The organism is Pedobacter puniceum (assembly GCF_009674685.1).
GTDB classification, from domain to species: Bacteria; Bacteroidota; Bacteroidia; order Sphingobacteriales; family Sphingobacteriaceae; genus Pseudopedobacter; species Pseudopedobacter puniceum.
In genome coordinates this window covers 136,530-156,443 of the sequence record NZ_WKJI01000001.1, presented here as the reverse complement: position 1 = coordinate 156,443, position 19,914 = coordinate 136,530, and the positions used below count along the sequence as shown (strand labels likewise).

Genomic DNA, 19,914 nt, shown 5'->3' with positions numbered 1-19,914 from the left:
CAAAACATACGATTTCAGATTTACGATTTTAGATAGGTTATAGCAGATAAAATCGTAAATCTAAAATCAACAATCATAAATCAAATATAATATGCGCAATCTTTGGAGGTTTATTAGTAATTATAATGCCCTCTTTTTATTTGTCATATTCTTTACTACTTCCATCATTTTACTGGTTAGAAACAATGATTTTCAGCGCTCAAGCACTTTAAATTCTTCCAGCCAAATCATTGGTAACTTTTACCAGCGTTATAACAATATCAGTAAATATTTAAATCTAGAAGCTGTAAATAATAGCTTAGCTCGCGAAAACGCACTCTTAAGAAGTAAATTACCATCTGCATATTTTAACGATAGTTTGATAAACAAAAAGGTAATAGATACTATTAATAAAGTACAATACGAGTATATAGAAGCTGAGGTTATTAATAAATCTATTACTTCAAGAAATAACTACTTAACCATTAACCGTGGCAGTAAACACGGCATTAAAAAAGGTATGGGCGTTATTGGTCCTTCGGGTGTGGTAGGCATCATTTGGAACGTATCCGAGAATTTTTCTTCTATACAGTCTATTTTACATGAAGATACACGCATCACTTCATCTATAGAAGGAACCCCATATTTTGGCCCATTAATCTGGAACGGAGAGGATGCACAAATTGTTACCTTAACAGATATCCCAAATCAACTTAATATAAAACCTAAATCAAGAGTAGTTACTTCTGGCTTAGGTGTAATATTCCCTAAAGGGATAGTGGTGGGTACAGTTTTAAAATCTGGCGTTAAGGGTGGGGGTAGCTTTTTAGATATCAGTGTGAAGTTATCAACCAATTTTTATGCTTTACAGCATGTGTATATTATTAAAAATAATTTCGCTTCAGAACAATTACAGTTAGAGGCACAAAATAAAGAATTATAAATGAGTAGAATTCTGCTTTATAACATTTTAAGGTTTATCATCTTGCTTTTTGTACAGGTTTTCCTGTTGAAGAATATGGTGTTTTATAACCTTAATGTGCCTTTTTTGTACATTCTTTTTATCCTGCTATTACCTTTTGAAACGCCTAACATCCTACTATTCACCCTATCTTTTTTAATGGGTTTTAGTATAGATTTGTTTAGCGATACTTTAGGTCTGCATGCTGCTGCTTGTACGGTTTTAGCATTAATGAGGGTGTTTTTTATAAGTATTACTGTACAAAAAGATAATTATGATAGCGACCCCGAGCCCACTTTAGGTATTATGGGTTTCAGATGGTTTTTCTTTTATACACTTATCCTCACAATAACTCACCACTTTTTTCTGTTTAATCTGGAGGTTTTTAAATTTGCAGAAATACTCAATACCTTCAGCAGGGTTCTGGTAAGTTCAACGTTTACAGTAACGTTAATTTTAATTACAGAAGTTCTGTTTTATAGAAAAAAACAGCGTAAATGAATAGTTTTTTTACTCGTAGATACATTATCCAAGGCCTATTTATTGTTACCGCTTTGGTTTTATTGGCTCGCCTGTTTTACATTCAAGTTATTGATGACCGTTATAAATTATCTGCAGATAACAACGTACTCAGAAAACTCATCATTTACCCTGCCCGGGGTATCATCTTAGACAGAAATGAGAAAGTATTGGTTCAAAACGAACCGGTTTACGATTTAATGATTATACCTAAACAGGTAAAACCTTTTGACACTATTGAATTTTGCCGATTAATTGATATCACCAAAAAGGAGTTTGATAAAAAATATAAAAAAGCTAATAACTACTCTCCTTACCGGGCGTCGTTGTTTGAAAAACAGCTTTCTGCCAAAACTTATGCTGCTTTTCAAGAAAAACAATTCCAGTTTCCAGGTTTTTATGTTTTAGCTAGGTCTGTACGTTATTATCCAGACTCTACCGCTGCACAATTCTTAGGCTATATTGGTGAGGTTAACGATAAAGAGATTGAAAAGTATGATGGCTTTTACACTCAAGGTGATTATATAGGAAAATCGGGTATAGAGAAATCTTACGAGGATTTACTAAGAGGACAAAGAGGCGTTAGAAACATCATGGTTGATGTACATAACCGAGAACAGGGAAGCTTTTTTGAAGGTAAATATGATACTTTAGCTGTTGCCGGAGATAAGCTTATTTCTTCTTTAGACAAAGAGTTGCAATTGTATGGCGAACAATTGATGAATAATAAAATTGGTAGCGTGGTAGCTATTGAACCTGCCACAGGTGAGATTCTAGCTTTTGTAAGTAGTCCAAAATACGATCCAAACTTAATGGTAGGCCGTCAAAGAGGAAATAATTACATGAAACTCTTGAAAGATCCTTTCAAACCCATGTTCATCAGGCCTACACAAGCAGAATACCCTCCAGGCTCTATTTTTAAAGTTATTAATGCCCTAGTTGCCCAGCAAATGGGGGCTATTACCGCTCAAACCACATTCCATTGCCCAGGTGGTTACCGTTATGGAGCCAGAGGTTTTATGGGATGTACCCACGTACATGGTACCATTGCCTTAGAAAAATCAATTGAAGGTTCTTGTAATACCTATTATGGTTATGCTTATAACCGAATGATAGACAAAACTGGTTTAAAACCATTCAAAGCCTATACCAGATGGCGTGAAGCTGTTATGAAATTTGGAATTGGAGCAGAGTTAGGTATTGATTTACCTGCCGAAAGAGATGGCCTTATACCTACGGCAGATTATTTCACTAAAAGATGGGGAAGCAATAAATGGGGTTCGGGCTTTAATATTTCTTTATCCATAGGGCAAGGAGAGCTAGGAATTACACCACTTCAAATGGCAAATGTTATGGCTATTGTTGCTAACAGAGGTTTTTACTATAAACCACACCTAATAAAAGCTATTGGCGATAAAAAAATTATCAAAGAGGAATACACTATAAAAAATAGCGCAGGCATAGATGCTAAATATTTTGAACCTGTCATAGAAGGAATGAGCCGGGTTGTGAATGCCCCAGGAGGTACCGGTTATTTTTCAAAGATTGCTGATATAGAAATTTGTGGTAAAACAGGTACTGTACAAAATCCTCACGGAGCAGATCACTCGGTATTTGTGGCGTTTGCGCCACGACAAAATCCTAAAATTGCAATTGCGGTAGTGGTAGAAAATGCAGGCTTTGGCTCTACATGGTCTGCACCTATTGCCAGTTTAATGATAGAGAAATACCTTAGAGATTCTATCACCAGACCAAAATATTATACAGAAAGAATTTTAAAAGCCAATTTATTACCCGGTCAAAAGAAAGTTATTAGACCCGGGGTAAAAAAAGATAGCACAAACAGTAAACCCGCTACAAGCAATGCTTTACCAGTAAATGCCCAAATAAGTAGTAAGAAAGATGAACAATAACCATAACCGCAGCTTTTTCTTCAATGTAGATGGTTTTACTATCCTACTTTTCTTGCTATTGATGGCTATTGGCTGGTTTAATATCTACGCTGCTGTATTTACTGATGAAACCATATCTATTTTTGATATGAATACCAATTTTGGTAAACAGCTGATATTTATTATTGTAGCTATCATGACGGGGACTGCCATTCTTTTAATGGATGCAAAATTTTTTAGTACCTTTTCGCCTGTTTTTTACGGAATAACCATTATTCTTTTAATCATTGTTTTAGTGATAGGAAGAAATGTAGGTGGTAACCAAGCATGGATACCTATTGGTAGTTTTAGACTTCAACCGTCTGAGTTTGCTAAATGGTCATCTTGCTTACTGTTAGCTAAATACCTTAGTTCTGGTAATTTTAAGCTAACCGATTTTAAAACACAGGTAATGTGTGCCGCCATCTTAGGACTTCCGATGTTTCTCATTATGCTGCAGCCAGACACGGGCTCTGCTATGGTATTTGGGTCGCTCATCTTGGTATTGTACCGCGAAGGACTTTCTCCTTATTACCTCATTTCCGGAGTATTGATGATTATTTTATTCATCACTACCTTATTATTTGGAAAGCTGGCAGTAAGTTTAGTTTTAATTGCCCTTACTGGTTTACTCATTTATAACTATCAAAAAAACAGAAAGCTAGTTACCACTTTTATAGCGGGCTTTATACTCTCTATTATTTTTATGTTTAGTGTAGATTTCGTTTATAATAACGTTTTGAAATCACACCAAAAAGGCAGGATCGATATTCTTTTAGGTATCTCAACAGATTTAAGAGGCGCTGGCTATAACGTTAACCAATCTAAAATAGCTATTGGCTCAGGCGGTTTGTTAGGGAAAGGTTATTTACAAGGTACCCAAACTAAATTTAACTTCGTACCAGAGCAAAGTACAGATTTTATTTTTTGTACCGTAGGTGAAGAATGGGGCTTTATTGGCAGTTTTACGGTTATTCTTATTTACCTCATCCTATTGCTTAGGATAGTTGTGTTGGCAGAAAGACAGCGCTCTTCTTTTAATAGGATTTATGGCTATTCTGTAGCTTGTATTCTATTTTGCCATTTCTTTATCAACATCGCCATGACGATTGGTTTGATGCCTGTAATAGGTATACCTCTACCATTTTTAAGCTATGGAGGCTCTTCTTTAATCAGTTTTACAATACTTCTTTTTATCTTGTTAAAACTTGATGCCAACCGTATGGGTATTAACTCTTAAATTTTCTACTTAGAATCTCGTATAAACGGTCTACAACTTCTTGTTTTTGTGCCCAATTATTTTTATCAGCATAATTCTTTAATAAAAAATTATCCGCTGCATCAAAAGTATCAAACCTGTTTAAAATCTCAATAGCCTCGCTATAAGCTAAATTATAGCCATTAAAAAGTTCTTTTATAAACATCATTTTATCGTTAAGAGATATAGAAGCTTTTAAATCAGTAACAGGCTTGCTGTATAAATGAGAACCAGCCCCCTCTCTACTGGCCGATAAAACTTCATTTAAAGACTTAGGTTTCTCTGTATCGGATGGTGTAATTTTATCTACCGGAGTTGAAGGTTGAAAAATCTCAATAGGCGCTGCTGATAAAGGCATTTCTTGTACTTCTTTTGATTCTTCACGATGAATGATGAACGGCTCTTCTACTTCAGTATCTTCCTCTACTTCATCCATAGGCGGTACTTCTGGCGCTGCAACAGCTTTTAAAGCTTGCTGCTTTTCTGCTAAAACGCGTTGCTCCTCTTGAGTAAGCTCTCTATCAAAAACTTCTTCTACAGCCAATTTCTTTTCAAAATCAAAAATCATTTCTGTAGGCTCAGGCTCATCAAAAGAAAATTTAAACTCTGGTAAAGCAGGTTCTTCCTCTATAGAAGCAACTTCTTCAATAAGATTTTCTTCTTCGGCCTCCTGCTCAAAAACAACTTCTATAGGTTTATTTTCTTGAACAGGAACTACCTCTGCTAAAATAGGCTTAGCCGCTAATGTATCTTCTTGCCAACCTTTTGTATCGTTTAGCTTTTTTAATATTTCTATATGATCTATTAAAAAATCGGCATTTGCAGTAAACAACTCTAACTCAAGAATATTTATCTTTTGAACATGACTTAGGTATTGATGCTGTTCATTTAACTCTTGAATAATATTTCCTATTTTCTTTAAAATCTCCTGCTTATTCATCATATTGATTTATATTTCTCGGGCTCAACGATGTTGGTAAATACTCATTCAAAAATAACATTAAAATTCTGATATTCGTTTCTCTGAACGTTTTCAGAAGCAAATAATTATATCATTAAAAACGGTATCTTGAAAAGAAAAAGCGAATTGGGAGGAAGCATAGAAGTTATTTGTGGTTCTATGTTTTCTGGTAAAACAGAAGAGTTAATTAGAAGGCTAAGAAGGGCCGAAATAGCTAAATTACAAGTAGAAATTTTTAAGCCTAAAACCGATACCAGATATGATGAAGTTGCAGTTGTATCTCATGATTTAAATTCTATCCACTCTACCCCGGTTGATCATTCATCAGCAATTTTACTTTATGGTAGCAATACACAAGTAGTTGGTATTGATGAAGCCCAATTCTTTGATGATGAGTTGCCAGATGTTTGCGTTAAACTGGCCAATAAAGGTATTAGGGTAATTGTAGCAGGCCTAGATATGGATTTTACAGGTAAACCCTTTGGCCCTATGCCTGCTTTAATGGCTATAGCAGAAGAAGTTACTAAAGTACAAGCGGTTTGTGTAAAATGTGGAGGTCCAGCACTTTACAGCTATAGGCTGATTGAAAACACCAATAAAGTACTTTTAGGAGAAAAAGAAAGTTACGAACCACGTTGCCGAGTTTGCTACCATACTTCTGAATAAATTATCTTGTCACAATAATTTTCACGATTTCTCTGCTTTCTTGATAACGAAACTCTACATAATAGATACCGGTACTTAAATCATCTACTTGCGTTGCTATAGTATGTTTACCTGCATCTAGCTGAGTGCTATTGTATATATTTTTGAGTTTCCTACCACCAATATCAAACAAATCTGCACTTACAGCACCCGCCTCTGGCAAAAACATATCAAAATAGGTATTTCTTCTTGTAGGGTTAGGATAATTCTGAGATACTTTAAACCTATCAATAGGTTCTGGAACAACCAACTGAATGTTCTTAAACTTTTGCTCGGCGGCATTAGCAGAAACTATGATGTCATTTAAATTATCTCCTGCAATAAAAGCAAAAGCTACTTGAACAGAATCTCCTGAAGCAATATTATAAGGACCTGCGCCAATGGTATACATCACATCCAAGCCTCCTAAACTTTCTCCCAACTCTGTTTTAAAGACACCACTGCTAAGTGTTGTAAATTTCTCTGCCCTCGTAAAAACATCATCCTCCAGAACATCACCTACCAATTGATATGACATCGGATAAAACTGAATAGCCCCATCAGTATTTAACACCTTAACCGCAGTATAAGGGTTACCCGGATTTAAAGAGTAAGTGTAAGCTAAAGTTTCAGCAGGCTGATATTTTACTACGTTTTTATCACTAGCTTCTACATCCCAATCGCAAAATAAACCAATATAAATCCCATTTAAGGGCACAATACTTTTATTCTTGATGATATAATCTATCAGCACATATTTATCATCCGGAGAATTAGGATATGCAATATGCCGATTTGTAACCTCTACATCTAAAGGACTGTTTGAGCCATAATCATTAAAAGTAGCCGAGGCTTCTAAGGCCGTTGTATTAGCATTGTTTTTTATAGGTCTTGATATTTTTATAAAATCTTCTTCAGAACTGCCAATTTGCGGCGAACGCGTATTATTGGAAATTCTGGTAGCGCTATTGCCTATCATGAGAGAAGATTCATAAAGCAGATTTTTGTTTTGATAGATAAAGCCCAAACCATTTTCTGCATCATTTGAACTAAAACCTACTCTTCCATTACTGGTTAAAGTAGTAGCAATTTGATTGTTAATAATATTCAGATAATCTAGGTTAACCCTTAAAGAGAAAAACTCCTGATCTTGATAGTTGGATGACTGATAAGTTAGGGTAAAAATTATTTCTCTGTTTTCTTGTGTTTGAGGTGATAAGAATATCTTAAAAAACCCTAAACGCTTTACTTCTAACTCATTTAAGCTATTTAAAACTAAGGTTGGGGTAATAACTTCAACATCAGAATTATTTGTTTGTAAAGTAACGCTCAGGTTATTAACATTACCCAGAATACTTTTTAAATCAACAGCTAAATTTACTGTATCTCCGGCCGCTAAAACACCATTAGAATTATCTTCAATAATAATATTTTGTCTTCTTATAGCGACAAAAGAATTATTTTGCAGTGCTTTAAAAACGTTGAGCCTGCCTTTCCCTAACTTATTTTGGTAAGCGGCATTATCGCCAATGTTACTGATATCATCAGCACTTAACCTTAATATTTCACCAATAGCAACTCCGGATAAATTAGGATATTTTGCAGCAACAAGAGCTGCCGCACTTGATACCAAAGGTGTAGCCATGGAGGTACCTGATTTAGTGCCATAAGCTCCTCCATTAATAGTGCTAAAAATATTCTGCCCCGGAGCAGCAATATCTACATCAAAGCCATAGCTAGAGCTGCCCGCTTTAACATCATTAGCATTTACATTTGCTACTGCCAAAACACCCTTATAAGCAGCAGGATAATCCAAACCATCTCTTCCGCTATTACCTGCTGCAGCAACAACTAAAGCACCATTACTCACTGCAAAATTGATGATATCTTGCCCAAAAGAGCTAAACCCTGGCCCTCCCCAAGAGCAATTGATAATTTTAACACCTTTATTTACCGCATATAAAATAGCTTCGTAGCCTCTGTAAATGGCGGAAGCATTATCATCAGAACCTGCTTTTAGTATCATTAATTTGGCATCTCTGGAAACACTAGCCACTCCTTTAGCATTATTGGTAACGGCAGCGGCTATACCCGCTACATGCATTCCATGGTCTAAGCTATCTGCCGGAATATCTGGATTATTATCAGGTGTACCTCCGGTAAAAGAAGCACCTACAAAATCCCACCCCCTGTAATTATCAGTATAACCATCCCCGTCATCATCTATACCATTAATAGGGTCGTTGGTATTTAGATAGATATTAGCAGCTAAATCTTCATGTTCCAAATCGGCTCCAGAATCTATAACGGCAATAATTTGACCGTTGGCAGAACTCTGAATACCCCAGGCTTCTAATGCCTTCACTTGTGAAAGACTATTTTGAAAACCTTGTAGAAAAAAAGGATCATTAGGAGCATTAGTTGTACGGTAGATATATCTAGGCTCAGCGTATTCTACCTCCTCCTGTTCTAATAGGGCATTAATAACCTCTTCTATAGGTGCTGAGGAACGGTATTCTAACTCAAAAATTTTATTTACCCCAGCCTTATCTAGAGCTAGCTGCTTTTGTAAAGGAAGATCATAAAGGTAATTTACCTTTAAAATAGGCTGATGCTTTACAAATTGCACCTTTTGTTTACCTACCATCAGCTTGTTCTCTACAGAACGACTGGTTGTGGTACTGATGTTTTTATATTTTATAATTATACTATTAGGAATATAATCTTTAGAACTTACACCCACAGGAAGTTTAAATTTTCTCTTCTTCGACTGATCATCTGCTAGAGCAGTAAAAACACTCAGAAACAGAAAAACAACTAACAATGAAGAACTTCCTTTCATAAAATGGTTTAAAGTGAGGCTCTAATTTATAAATTTTAAGGAATGTTTAGGTGTAAAAATCGCTTTTTTAACCATAAAAACACATTTATGTAACAAAAGCATTATATGCTCATGACGTTAGCATGACAATAAACCCAGCTGTTAGTGTTAATTTTACACCATCGTAATAAACAAAGAATTATTACATTTTTAGGTTGTCCTATCATAAAAATTAGGTTTATAATTGGTTAGTTTAAGCTCCATTCCTCCCCGGTTTGGGGCTTAACATTTTTATAGACTTTTGTGTATTACCTGCTTGATGATGATCGCTCAACAATTTCTGTTTTTACTTTAACAGATTTTACCTTATCATTTTCTTTATTTTTCATCACCTCATCAAAATAAAGCTTAGCAATTTGCTCGCCCATTTCATAACTAAATTGATTTACAGAGGATAAGGAAGGCTGTATCAATTGGGTAAACATCTCATTGGCAAAACCGATGATACCAATATCTTTAGGAGATGTTAAATTTAGCGTCTTTAAGGCTTCTAATACACCCAAAGAAACATAATCTGAGGTACACAAAAAAGCATCTGGTTTAACATCAGCCTGAAGCAGGCTTAAAGCTTCTTGCCTACCATTTTCGGTAGAAATAATCTCATCTTTAACAAAAGCTTCGTTAAAGGTTAAACCTAAATCTTTAAGAGCATTTTTATATCCCTTTTTTCTTTCCTGATAAAGGTTTAAATGAGCAGGACCACCAAAATAAGCTATTTTTTGATACCCTTGTTCAGCTAAATGTTTTACTGCTTGATAAGAGGCCGCTGCATTGTCGTTTACTACAGTATAGCTATCTACGGCTGGCGATACCCTATCAAACTGTATAAAATGAATATGGTTATTTTTAATTTCTTCTAAATGTGCTGTAGTTTGTGTCTCTAGAGATAAAGAAATTAAAATACAATCCACATTTTGCCTAATTAAAGTTTTTACCGCATTTACTTCTTTTTCTAGCGATTCTTCTGTTTGGCAAATAATTAAACTGTATTGATACTGCACACAAACCTTCTCTATACCGGCAATGATATTGGCAAAAAAAGATTCATTTATTTTGGGTACAATAACCCCTATAATACGGGTAAAACCTCTTCTTAAATTAGCAGCATTGGTATTATGGATATAATTAAGCTCTTTAGCTTTATCTTCCACCATCTTTTTAATCTTACTACTAATAGCATGCGAATTGTTTAACGCCTTCGATACAGACGATGGTGCAATGTTTAATGATTTTGCTAAATCATAAATGGTTATTCTCTTTTCTCTTTTAGCCATGTGAACAATAGCCATAAAACTACATAAAACAGTTTAAAAAAAATTAAATAATATTTTAGAAATCGATTTCCAATAAGTTATATTTGTTCCATAACCTATTATAACCTTCAAAAAAAATGAAATCAAATAACAAGCCTTTATTTGCGGTAATTTTAATTACCTCCTTATTCTTTTTATGGGGATTTGCTTTAAACCTTAACCCTATTCTTATCCCTCATTTAAAAAAAGCGTGTCAGCTAACAGATACACAATCTGCTTTTATAGACTCTGCTTCTTACATCGCTTATTTCCTATTTGCTATCCCAGCAGGAAAATTCATGAAACGCTTTGGTTATAAAGGCGGCATCATATTCGGTTTAATGATGTTTGCTATTGGGGCATTCTTATTTTACCCTGCAGCAGAAACTCGTTCTTTTGTATTCTTTTTAGCAGCATTATTTATCATAGCCAGTGGCTTAACCTTTCTAGAAACTGCGGCAAACCCTTATATGACGGTTTTGGGCGATCCTGCTACTGGTACACAGCGTCTTAATTTTGCCCAATCTTTTAATGGCTTAGCAGCTTTCTTAGCTCCTGCCATAGGTGGGCGCTTCATCCTTTCAGGAAAAGAATTTAATACCGATACCCAAAGTGGCTTATCCCCTGCTGAAATAGACAGCTTCTTACAACGGGAAGCAGAATCTGTACAATTACCTTTTATTGTAATCGGGATAGTAGTATTGCTGGTAGCTATATTTTTGTGGAGAACCCATCTTCCAGAAATAAAAGAAGATGATTCTTTAGAAACTAAGGGTTCTATCTTTAAAGAAAAAAACTTAATACAAGGCGTTCTAGCTCAATTTTTCTATGTTGGTGCACAAGTTTGTATCAGTAGTTTCTTTATACGCTTTTGTGGTTATGTTGTAGGTATCAATGAAGTATCAGCAGCTTATTACTTATCTGGTGCTTTATTAGGCTTTATGATTGGCAGGTTTGCTGGCACTTTCTTCATGAGGTTTATTGCTCCACCAAAACTACTTGCTGCTTATACTATCATTGTCATTTTACTTTTATTAGTAGCGGTATTTACATCCGGTATGTTTACCATTTATGCTCTTACAGCCGTTCAATTCTTCCTATCTATCATGTTCCCTACCATTTTTGCTTTAAGCGTAAGAGGCTTAGGAAGCAAAACAAAAGACGGCTCATCATTGGTGATTATGTCTATTGTAGGGGGTGCAGTTTTCCCAGTGATCATGGGGGCAGTATCAGATATCAGCAATATACAAATAGCTTATACCATACCAGCAGTTTGCCTATTGATGGTCTTATATTTCGCCATTAAAAACATTAAAATAGAAAACTTAAAACTTACAGCAGCTCATTAATTTTTTATGAATAGTACAAACAGTAGCGAAGGGTTACAAATACCAAAAGTAATTTTTGGAACCAGCAGCTTAGGTAATTTATTTACAGCATTAGATGATGACACCAAACTAGAAATTGTTAAACAATGCTTTCTACATTCTGACAAGCCTGTGGTATTTGATAGTGCGGGTAAATATGGTGCTGGTTTAGCTTTAGAAGCTTTAGGAGATTGTCTGAAGAAGCTAAACGTTAAACCAGAAGAAGTAATCATCAGTAATAAACTAGGTTGGTTACGTACCGAGCTTAAAACCGACGAACCTACTTTTGAGCCCTATGTTTGGAAAAATCTTAAAAACGATGCGGTACAAAAAATAAGTTATGATGGTATTTTAGAATGCTTTGAACAAGGCAACCAATTATTGGGTCCATATATCCCACAAATGGTTTCTGTACATGACCCAGACGAGTATTTAATTGCAGCAAGCTCTGCAGAAGATCGTTCTAAAAGATATCAAAACATTTTGGATGCTTATAAAGCTTTGTTTGATTTAAAAAGACAAGGTAAAGTTAAAGTCATAGGTGTAGGTGCTAAAGATTGGAAAATTATTAAAGAGCTTAGTGCTGATTTAGATTTTGATTGGGTGATGATAGCCAACAGCATGACAGTTTATAGTCACCCGAAAGAATTACTAGATTTTATGACTGCTTTAAGCCAAAAAGGTGTAAGCATTATCAATTCGGCAGTGTTTAACGCTGGCTTTTTAACTGGCGGAGATTTTTACAACTACGTTCCGGTAAGTAGAGATAAGCCACAGCATCAGGAGCTATTTAAATGGCGAGACAAGTTTTATAAAATTTGTACAGAATTTGACGTTAAACCAGCGAGCGCTTGTGTACAGTTTGGCTTATCGGCACCTGGTGTAAAAAGTATTGCACTTAATACCAGCAATCCAAAACGTGTTGAAGGTAATATAGCCATGGCAAATGATTACATTTGCGACGCTTTTTGGCAAAAACTTGAAGAAGAAAATTTAATTACCTTAAAACCTAGTTTAAGCATTTCTTAAGGATATGAAAATAGATGCACATCAACATTTCTGGGTATACGACCCTATAAAATACGATTGGATTTCTGATGACATGTCAGTCATCAGGCAAAACCATTTACCTGAAGACTTACACCCTATTTTAAAAGAAAATGGTTTAGACGGCTGTATCACAGTACAATCTCATCAATCAGAAGAGGAAAATGATTTCCAGCTAAATAATGCGTCTAAAAATAATTTTATTAAAGGCGTAGTAGGTTGGGTTGATTTACAAGCTGATAATATAGAAGAACGTTTGGCCTATTACCAACAGTTTCCTATCATGAAAGGTTTCCGCCATGTTTTACAAGGCGAGCAAGATAGAGCGCTGATGCTGAAAAAGGAGTTCATGAATGGTATTTCTAAGCTTCAACAATTTGGTTTTACTTATGATATCCTGATTTTTGAAGACCAAATTAACTTCTCTAGCACTTTGGTTGAAACCTTTCCTAACCAAGCTTTCGTACTAGACCATATTGCTAAACCAGATATTAAAAATCAAAAAATTACAGATTGGGAGAAAGCCATCCGAAAACTTGCAGAACATGAGAATGTATATTGCAAAGTTTCTGGTATGGTAACGGAGGCAGACTGGAAAAATTGGAAACAAGAAGATTTTGAGCCTTATCTGGATATTGTTTTTAATGCATTTGGTACAGATAGATTGATGTATGGTAGTGATTGGCCAGTTTGCCGCGTTGCTGCCGATTATAAGCAGGTTTTAGAGATTTTTAAAACCTATATCCAATCTTTATCTAGTATAGAGCAAGCTAAGGTGATGGGAGAAAACGCTGCCAAATTTTATAACATATAACAAAGATTATTCATGAAAGTATTAGAATGCCTGGAGCCTGGAAAATTTGCCTATAGAACAGCTACAGAACCTGTTTTAGAAAAAGGACAAGCCATCATTAAAATAAAAAGAATAGGCATTTGCGGCACAGATTTACATGCTTTTGAAGGTACGCAACCTTTCTTTAGCTATCCTAGAATATTGGGACATGAATTGGCTGGAGAACTTATAGCTGTAGATGGCGCTCCTGATTTTAAAGTTGGAGAATCAGTAAGTTTCATCCCTTATTTCAATTGTGGTAAATGTGTGGCTTGTAGAAATCAGAAGCCAAACTGTTGTGCTGCTATACAAGTTTTTGGTGTTCATATTGATGGTGGCATGGCAGAATATGTATCGGTACCATCTTATGCGCTTTTACATGGTAATCAATTAGGCTTTGATGCTTTGGCTTTGGTAGAACCCTTGGCTATTGGTGCCCATGGCGTAAGAAGAGCCCAAGTTACACCAGGAGAATTTGTTTTAGTAATTGGTGCTGGCCCTATTGGCTTAGGCACTATGGAATTTGCTCGTATAGCCGGGGCAAAAGTAATTGCTTTAGATATTAATGAAAACCGCCTTTCTTTTTGTAAAGAGCGCTTAAAAGTTGATTATACCATTAATGCCTTAGAGGCAGATGTTACCGAAGAACTAAAAAAAATAACTAATGGCGATATGCCAACCGTGGTGATTGATGCTACCGGAAATTTAAAAGCTATCAACAATGCTTTTCAGTATATGGCGCATGGAGCAAGATTTGTTTTGATAGGTTTACAAAAAGGTGATATCAGCTTTAGTCACCCAGAGTTCCACAAGAGAGAGGCTACTTTAATGAGCAGTAGAAATGCTACTCGTGAAGATTTTGAGCATGTGATAAAGGCTATGGAAAATAAAGAAGTAGACCCAACTACTTATATCACACATCGTGTAAAATTTGATGAGGTTAAAGACCAGTTTCATACTTGGCTAAATCCAGAAAATGGCGTTATTAAAGCGGTAGTGGATTTGGATTAAGGGTTGAAGGTTATAAGTTCAAAGTTATAGGTTATAAGCAGCTGGGTGTCTCTTGCGATGGTTTGTATTGTAGAATATTATTTTGCGATTGTTTGTAACGAGTGCTTAACTGGCTTAGCGATTTAATCTCTAAATAATACGAATACCATAACCGAAGGTTTAAACCTTGGGCTATAAGATCGACAACTATTAACTGACAACCCAGAACTGGCAACTGATAACTGACACCTAAAACATCCCTATACAAAAGAAGCGAACTTTTAAAAGTTCGCTTCTTTAGTTATAAAGCTTATTAAAACTGTTAACAGATAACTGGTAACTGATAACCGTCAACTAATCTTATAAAGGCTTAATCTCTACTCTTCTGTTCTTTGCTCTTCCAGCTTCAGTATCATTAGCTACTAAAGGAGATGATTCTCCAAAACCTTTAGTGATTAAATTACTTGATTTAATTCCATTGTTTACTAAATAAGCTTTTACGGCGTTAGCTCTATCAACAGAAAGCATCATATTTCTTTGTTCTGTACCTTCTGCCGATGAATGTCCGTTTAATTGAAATTTAGCCTCAGGTTTAGTTTTCATCATTCTAGCAACCTCATCTAACACTTCGTAAGAAGAAGTTTTTAATACTGATGAATTAAACTCAAACTGAATGTTTTTGTAGTTAAATACCTGCTCAACCACTTCTGGGCAACCATTAGCAGATGTTCCTTTTTGTTCCGGACAAGCGTCTTTATCATCAGGAATACCATCATTGTCGGTATCTTTCACTACAGGCGCTGGTGCCGGAGCTGGAGCAGGTGCTGCAGCTACAGGTTCTGGCGGTGGTGGTGGTACTACTTTTTTAGATTTACACGAGCTGTAAAAAATTGTAACGGCTAATAAAGCCATCATAGTCACTCTAATATTCATATTTTTTTCGCGTTAATTTTCGAAATTAACAAATAAACCCAAACATGTAAAGCTTATTTTAACTTATATTCCGAATCAATATCTAAGCCAATAGCTTTTAAAAGTAAAGAGGCATTAAAGCTTTCACACTTCCCTGCTTTAATTTGATAATCGAAATACATTTCATTTTCTTGTATTTGTATATCAAAATGGAAGTTCCGCAATTGTTCTGGATATTCCTCTACCAAATCAGCTATTTGTAAATCATGTGTAGCAATAAAGCCTGGCGTTTTTTGTGCTATTAACTTTTTTATAAACACTTTCGTACCTAAATATTTGTCTTTACTATTTGTTCCTCTCAGCATTTCATCTATCAATACAAAAGCCTGTTTTTCTTGCTTGGTATAATCTAAAATCATTTTTAACCTATCTATTTCGGCCTTAAAAGTTGAAGTTTGATTTTGTAAGGAGTCTTTTATGCGCATATAGCTTACCAATTTAAAAATGGATGTTTTAAAACTAGAAGCACAAACTTTAGCTCCTGCAAAAGCCAAAACCATGTTTACTCCAACAGTTCTTAAAAATGTTGATTTACCGGCCATGTTTGATCCTGTAATTACATCTGTTGTAGGCTGCACAACTAAATGAAAATGGTTATTTACTCGCTGTTTTTGAGGAATAAGAGGATGCCCTAACGCTCTGGTACTAAAACTAAAATCTTGCTCTAATTGCGGATAAACCCATTCAGGATGATTATAATCTAAGTTAGCTAAGCTTAATAAAGCTTCTACCTGTGCCATAACTCCAAAACCAGAAACCATACTATGTTGGTGTTGCTGATGCCAATCTTTTAGGATAAAAAGGGTATGCAAGTCCCACTGGAAAAAGAGATTCAAGAAAGAACTCACCAACATATTTAAACGATAGTTGAGCCTTACAACAATTTTTCTTAGGCTGCTTATTTTTTCGCTTAGCGGTATTTCTGGCTTTATACCTTCAAGCAAATCATTCATCAAACTATTTTTCCAATACTTATCTTCAATCCATTTCACATTGCGGGCATAGGCATCTAGCGCATTTGCTGCTTTTTCAACTTGCAGATGCACCACATCTATCTTTTGCTTAAAAAAAGAGTAGAACAGGCCGTTTCCTAATAGAATTAAACCTAAAACACTCCACCAAAAACTCCCTAAAAATATCGCTATAGCTAAAACAGATAAATTGATGAATGGTAAAACACGGACAATATTTTTCAGTCCTTTATGATTCAGGAACTTTAATAAAACGCCCAAATCTTTGGATATAAAATGTCCTAGAGTTGTTAAAAGCTTTGGCTCTAATAAAAACAAACGTGTTCTAAATTCTAGTCCATCTTTTTGGACATTTTTTAGCTCTTGTACAGCTGCTTGTCGCTCTTGAATGGTGGCTAGCTCTGCTGGTGTTTTTAACCAGCTAGCCAAAATTTCAGTAGCCTGAGAAGAAACACATCTATTGAGGTAATGATACAAAGATTGAGCTCCAAAAATATCCAAGTCATCCGTATAAGGGTGTTGAGCATCGATGAAATCAGAACCATCATCGTAAATATTTTCGCCTCCTGCTAACACGTTTACTTCATTTTCTAAAAGTCTTAATTTAGTTTCTTGAAAGCGCAGTAAATCCACCTTTTTTTGTTGTATTTTAACTAATATCAAGAAACCCAATAAAAGAAATGTGGCGATAAAAGCTACAGCTGTTAAGCCAACATTAAAAAAGAGCTTGATGAGGATAATGGCCAATAAAAATAAACCTAACCGAGCAAAAGAGTATTTATTGATTAACTTTTTAAGTGCTTTATTTTGCACTTTAAGGTCCGAAATTTGCGATTGATAATCTTCTAGAATATCAGTTGATAACATGATGAAAAATTTGAAGCAAGATATTAAAACATTTTACCATATTATGCCCTCAAAATATAGAAAGGCAATCATCGTCTTAAATAAATATTCATAGATGAAAATTACACTCTTAACCGTTGGTAAAACCGAGGATAAATATATTCTTGAGGGGATAGAAAAATACCTCAAGAGGCTTAAGCATTATATCAAATTTGAAATTATTGAAATACCAGAATTAAAAAAAACGAAGAGTTTAAGCGAGGACCAGCAAAAAAGTAAGGAAGCTGAAATGATTTTTAAACAATTAAACCATACCGATCATGTGGTGTTATTAGATGAAAGAGGAAAAGAATTGAGCTCTATGCATTTTGCCGATTTTATGAATAAAAAAATGATTGGTAGTGTACAACAGTTGGTTTTTATTGTTGGCGGCCCTTATGGTTTTGATGCTAGTTTATACCAAAGAGCACAAGACAAATTATCGCTCTCTAAAATGACTTTTTCGCATCAAATGGTACGCCTTTTCTTTGTTGAACAAGTTTACAGAGCTTTTACTATCCTAAAAGGAGAACCTTATCATCACGAATAAAAATTAACATTATGTTAGGAAACAAAAGAAAATATCACTTTAAAAGCGATAATAGCGGCAATGAAAAACGCTTATTCTGGATACTTTCCATTTTGGTAAGTCTTATTTTTATAGCCTTGTATTATTGGATGAAGGCTTAAAAAAGCGGAAAGCCTGATAAAATCCACTATAATAGCTATTTAAATTAACAATAAACTATGGACAATGAACCATAGACAATTGACTACCAACTAACTAATAACCCACCACTTGAAAGCCACATTGCAACTCTTTGATTTTAAACAAAAAATAGATTATAAGATAGAAATACTAGCAGGTTTAACAGTAGCCATGACCATGGTTCCAGAATCTTTATCCTTTGCCATATTAGCAGGTTTCCCTCCTTTGGTAGGTTTATATGCTGCTTTTATGATGGGTTTGGTAACTGCTGTTTTTGGCGGCAGACCCGGTATGGTTTCTGGCGGGGCGGGTGCTACAGCTGTTGTGCTTATTGCATTAATGCAGGATCATGGCTTAGATTATGTCCTTGCCGCAGTAGCTCTGGCCGGATTAATCCAAATTCTAGTGGGCTTATTCAAATTAGGTAAATTTATTAGGTTAGTACCTCAACCTGTGATGTATGGTTTTGTGAATGGTTTAGCAGTAATTATTTTCACCTCTCAGTTTCAACAACTTAGAACGGTTGTAAACGGACAAGAAGTATGGCTAAGCGGACAAGCCCTATATACCATGTTGGGTTTAATAGCCCTCACCGTTGCAATAGTTATAAGCTTTCCTAAAATCACGAAAGCCATTCCTGCCTCCTTGGTGGCTATAATTATTGTATTTATTTTGGTTTTAGCATTAGGTATTGATACCAAAACGGTACAGGATATCGCCTCAGTAAGTGGCGGATTCCCTCCTTTTCATATTCCACAGATACCTTTTAATCTGGAAACATTAAAAGTAATTTTCCCTTACGCTTTAATTATGGCTGGTGTTGGCTTAACAGAAAGCTTGTTAACCCTCAATCTGGTTGATGAAATTACCCATACCAAAGGAAAAGGGAATAAAGAATGCTTGGCTTTAGGTAGCGCAAACCTCTTAAATGGTTTCTTTTACGGCATGGGTGGTTGTGCCATGATAGCCCAGACCTTTATTAACCTTTCTGCTGGTGCAAGAGCCCGTTTATCAGGGATTATTGCTGCCTTTACCATTTTATTGATTGTTTTGATAGGTGCACCTGTGATAGAAAAAGTTCCCATTGCCGCTTTAGTGGGTGTCATGTTTATGGTGGCCATTGGTACTTTTGAATGGATAAGTTTTCGCATCATCAATAAAATGCCTAAACAAGATATTTTAACAGGTATTTTAGTTGCCCTTATTACCATTTGGCTACATAATCTAGCTTTAGCAGTGCTTATAGGCGTGGTGATATCTGCTTTGGTATTTGCCTGGGAAAGTGCAAAGAGAATTAGAGCAAAGAAATATATAGATGAACAAGGCATCAAACATTATGAAATATATGGGCCTTTGTTCTTTGCTTCAGTAAGTCATTTCACAGAAAAATTCGATATCCAAAACGATCCTCAAGTAGTCATCATTGATTTCAAGGAAAGCAGGGTTGCAGATATGTCTGGGATAGACGCCCTACATAAACTAACAGAAAGGTATCAACAAGCAGGAAAAATCTTGCACTTGAAACATTTGAGTGAAGATTGTAGACGTTTATTAGCCAATGCCAAAGGTATCATTGATGTAAATATTCTGGAGGATCCGGATTATCCGGTAATGACGGATAAGGCTTAGTAGGATATTTCATCGTATTAGTTAAGATTGATTTAGAAACTAATCC

At 35.3% G+C, this 19,914-nt stretch carries 16 protein-coding genes; 11 read left to right on the top strand and 5 right to left on the bottom strand.

Features of this window, described 5'->3' with window-relative positions:
• Positions 1 to 91 precede the first annotated feature (91 nt).
• The 4 genes from mreC to rodA are packed head-to-tail and all read left to right on the top strand — an operon-like array spanning position 92 to position 4,630.
• Positions 92 to 922: a rod shape-determining protein MreC gene (gene mreC, locus GJJ64_RS00795; protein WP_154285888.1), complete on the top strand. Its 831-nt coding sequence runs from the start codon at positions 92 to 94 to the stop codon at positions 920 to 922.
• On the top strand, positions 923 to 1,441 hold the full coding sequence (locus tag GJJ64_RS00790; RefSeq protein WP_154285887.1) for a rod shape-determining protein MreD: 519 nt from the start codon (positions 923 to 925) through the stop codon (positions 1,439 to 1,441).
• On the top strand, positions 1,438 to 3,372 hold the full coding sequence (gene mrdA / locus GJJ64_RS00785) for a penicillin-binding protein 2 (RefSeq protein WP_154285886.1): 1,935 nt from the start codon (positions 1,438 to 1,440) through the stop codon (positions 3,370 to 3,372). The genes GJJ64_RS00790 and mrdA overlap by 4 nt, the downstream gene beginning before the upstream one ends.
• A complete protein-coding gene (rodA, locus tag GJJ64_RS00780) occupies positions 3,362 to 4,630 on the top strand; it encodes a rod shape-determining protein RodA (protein ID WP_154285885.1) in 1,269 nt (422 codons plus the stop codon). Before mrdA ends, rodA begins: the two co-directional genes overlap by 11 nt.
• Here rodA and GJJ64_RS00775 read toward each other — a convergent pair.
• Positions 4,620 to 5,591 (bottom strand): hypothetical protein, encoded by a 972-nt coding sequence (locus tag GJJ64_RS00775; RefSeq protein WP_154285884.1) that lies wholly within the window; start codon positions 5,589 to 5,591, stop codon positions 4,620 to 4,622. The two genes, rodA and GJJ64_RS00775, sit on opposite strands and share 11 nt — an antisense overlap.
• Before the next feature lie 126 nt (positions 5,592 to 5,717).
• On the opposite strand from GJJ64_RS00775, the gene GJJ64_RS00770 reads away from it, so the two are divergent.
• Positions 5,718 to 6,275, top strand: coding sequence for a thymidine kinase (locus GJJ64_RS00770; RefSeq protein WP_154285883.1), 558 nt, complete (start codon positions 5,718 to 5,720; stop codon positions 6,273 to 6,275).
• Position 6,276: 1 nt separating this feature from the next.
• On the opposite strand, the gene GJJ64_RS00765 is transcribed toward GJJ64_RS00770, so the two are convergent.
• Positions 6,277 to 9,135, bottom strand: a complete 2,859-nt coding sequence (locus tag GJJ64_RS00765) for a S8 family serine peptidase (protein WP_154285882.1) — start codon at positions 9,133 to 9,135, stop codon at positions 6,277 to 6,279.
• Between the two features lie 287 nt (positions 9,136 to 9,422).
• Positions 9,423 to 10,463: a LacI family DNA-binding transcriptional regulator gene (locus GJJ64_RS00760; RefSeq protein WP_229655418.1), complete on the bottom strand. Its 1,041-nt coding sequence runs from the start codon at positions 10,461 to 10,463 to the stop codon at positions 9,423 to 9,425.
• Positions 10,464 to 10,564: 101 nt separating this feature from the next.
• Between GJJ64_RS00760 and fucP the strand changes: the two genes are divergently transcribed.
• From fucP to GJJ64_RS00740, 4 genes are read left to right on the top strand one after another with little or no spacing between them, the layout of a single operon-like run.
• Positions 10,565 to 11,815, top strand: coding sequence for an L-fucose:H+ symporter permease (gene fucP, locus GJJ64_RS00755; RefSeq protein WP_154285881.1), 1,251 nt, complete (start codon positions 10,565 to 10,567; stop codon positions 11,813 to 11,815).
• A 6-nt stretch (positions 11,816 to 11,821) separates the two neighbouring features.
• Entirely contained in the window at positions 11,822 to 12,862 is a 1,041-nt protein-coding gene (locus GJJ64_RS00750) for an aldo/keto reductase (RefSeq protein WP_154285880.1), read from the top strand.
• A gap of 4 nt (positions 12,863 to 12,866) precedes the next feature.
• The gene (locus GJJ64_RS00745; protein WP_154285879.1) at positions 12,867 to 13,694 is read left to right on the top strand and encodes an amidohydrolase family protein; all 828 of its coding nucleotides are present in this window, start codon (positions 12,867 to 12,869) and stop codon (positions 13,692 to 13,694) included.
• A 12-nt stretch (positions 13,695 to 13,706) separates the two neighbouring features.
• Positions 13,707 to 14,723 (top strand): zinc-binding alcohol dehydrogenase family protein, encoded by a 1,017-nt coding sequence (locus GJJ64_RS00740; protein WP_154285878.1) that lies wholly within the window; start codon positions 13,707 to 13,709, stop codon positions 14,721 to 14,723.
• A 339-nt stretch (positions 14,724 to 15,062) separates the two neighbouring features.
• On the opposite strand, the gene GJJ64_RS00735 is transcribed toward GJJ64_RS00740, so the two are convergent.
• Positions 15,063 to 15,635, bottom strand: a complete 573-nt coding sequence (locus GJJ64_RS00735) for an OmpA family protein (RefSeq protein ID WP_154285877.1) — start codon at positions 15,633 to 15,635, stop codon at positions 15,063 to 15,065.
• Between the two features lie 53 nt (positions 15,636 to 15,688).
• Complete coding sequence (locus GJJ64_RS00730) at positions 15,689 to 17,512, bottom strand: MutS-related protein (protein ID WP_154285876.1); 1,824 nt, start codon at positions 17,510 to 17,512, stop codon at positions 15,689 to 15,691.
• A 94-nt stretch (positions 17,513 to 17,606) separates the two neighbouring features.
• On the opposite strand from GJJ64_RS00730, the gene rlmH reads away from it, so the two are divergent.
• Positions 17,607 to 18,080 carry a 23S rRNA (pseudouridine(1915)-N(3))-methyltransferase RlmH gene (gene rlmH / locus GJJ64_RS00725; protein ID WP_154285875.1) on the top strand — a complete coding sequence of 158 codons (474 nt, stop codon included), beginning with the start codon at positions 17,607 to 17,609 and terminating at the stop codon, positions 18,078 to 18,080.
• A gap of 249 nt (positions 18,081 to 18,329) precedes the next feature.
• Positions 18,330 to 19,868 (top strand): SulP family inorganic anion transporter, encoded by a 1,539-nt coding sequence (locus GJJ64_RS00720; protein ID WP_154285874.1) that lies wholly within the window; start codon positions 18,330 to 18,332, stop codon positions 19,866 to 19,868.
• Positions 19,869 to 19,914: the final 46 nt, after the last annotated feature.

Excerpts from the sequence above, each read along its gene's own strand:
- GJJ64_RS00745 (WP_154285879.1), top strand. The coding sequence starts at position 12,867 with ATGAAAATAGATGCACATCAACATTTCTGGGTATACGACCCTATAAAA.
- GJJ64_RS00730 (WP_154285876.1), bottom strand. The coding sequence starts at position 17,512 with ATGTTATCAACTGATATTCTAGAAGATTATCAATCGCAAATTTCGGAC.
- mreC (WP_154285888.1), top strand. The coding sequence starts at position 92 with ATGCGCAATCTTTGGAGGTTTATTAGTAATTATAATGCCCTCTTTTTA.
- rodA (WP_154285885.1), top strand. The coding sequence starts at position 3,362 with ATGAACAATAACCATAACCGCAGCTTTTTCTTCAATGTAGATGGTTTT.
- GJJ64_RS00765 (WP_154285882.1), bottom strand. The coding sequence starts at position 9,135 with ATGAAAGGAAGTTCTTCATTGTTAGTTGTTTTTCTGTTTCTGAGTGTT.
- GJJ64_RS00750 (WP_154285880.1), top strand. The coding sequence starts at position 11,822 with ATGAATAGTACAAACAGTAGCGAAGGGTTACAAATACCAAAAGTAATT.
- GJJ64_RS00760 (WP_229655418.1), bottom strand. The coding sequence starts at position 10,463 with ATGGCTATTGTTCACATGGCTAAAAGAGAAAAGAGAATAACCATTTAT.
- GJJ64_RS00740 (WP_154285878.1), top strand. The coding sequence starts at position 13,707 with ATGAAAGTATTAGAATGCCTGGAGCCTGGAAAATTTGCCTATAGAACA.
- fucP (WP_154285881.1), top strand. The coding sequence starts at position 10,565 with ATGAAATCAAATAACAAGCCTTTATTTGCGGTAATTTTAATTACCTCC.
- GJJ64_RS00775 (WP_154285884.1), bottom strand. The coding sequence starts at position 5,591 with ATGATGAATAAGCAGGAGATTTTAAAGAAAATAGGAAATATTATTCAA.
- GJJ64_RS00735 (WP_154285877.1), bottom strand. The coding sequence starts at position 15,635 with ATGAATATTAGAGTGACTATGATGGCTTTATTAGCCGTTACAATTTTT.
- mrdA (WP_154285886.1), top strand. The coding sequence starts at position 1,438 with ATGAATAGTTTTTTTACTCGTAGATACATTATCCAAGGCCTATTTATT.
- GJJ64_RS00790 (WP_154285887.1), top strand. The coding sequence starts at position 923 with ATGAGTAGAATTCTGCTTTATAACATTTTAAGGTTTATCATCTTGCTT.
- rlmH (WP_154285875.1), top strand. The coding sequence starts at position 17,607 with ATGAAAATTACACTCTTAACCGTTGGTAAAACCGAGGATAAATATATT.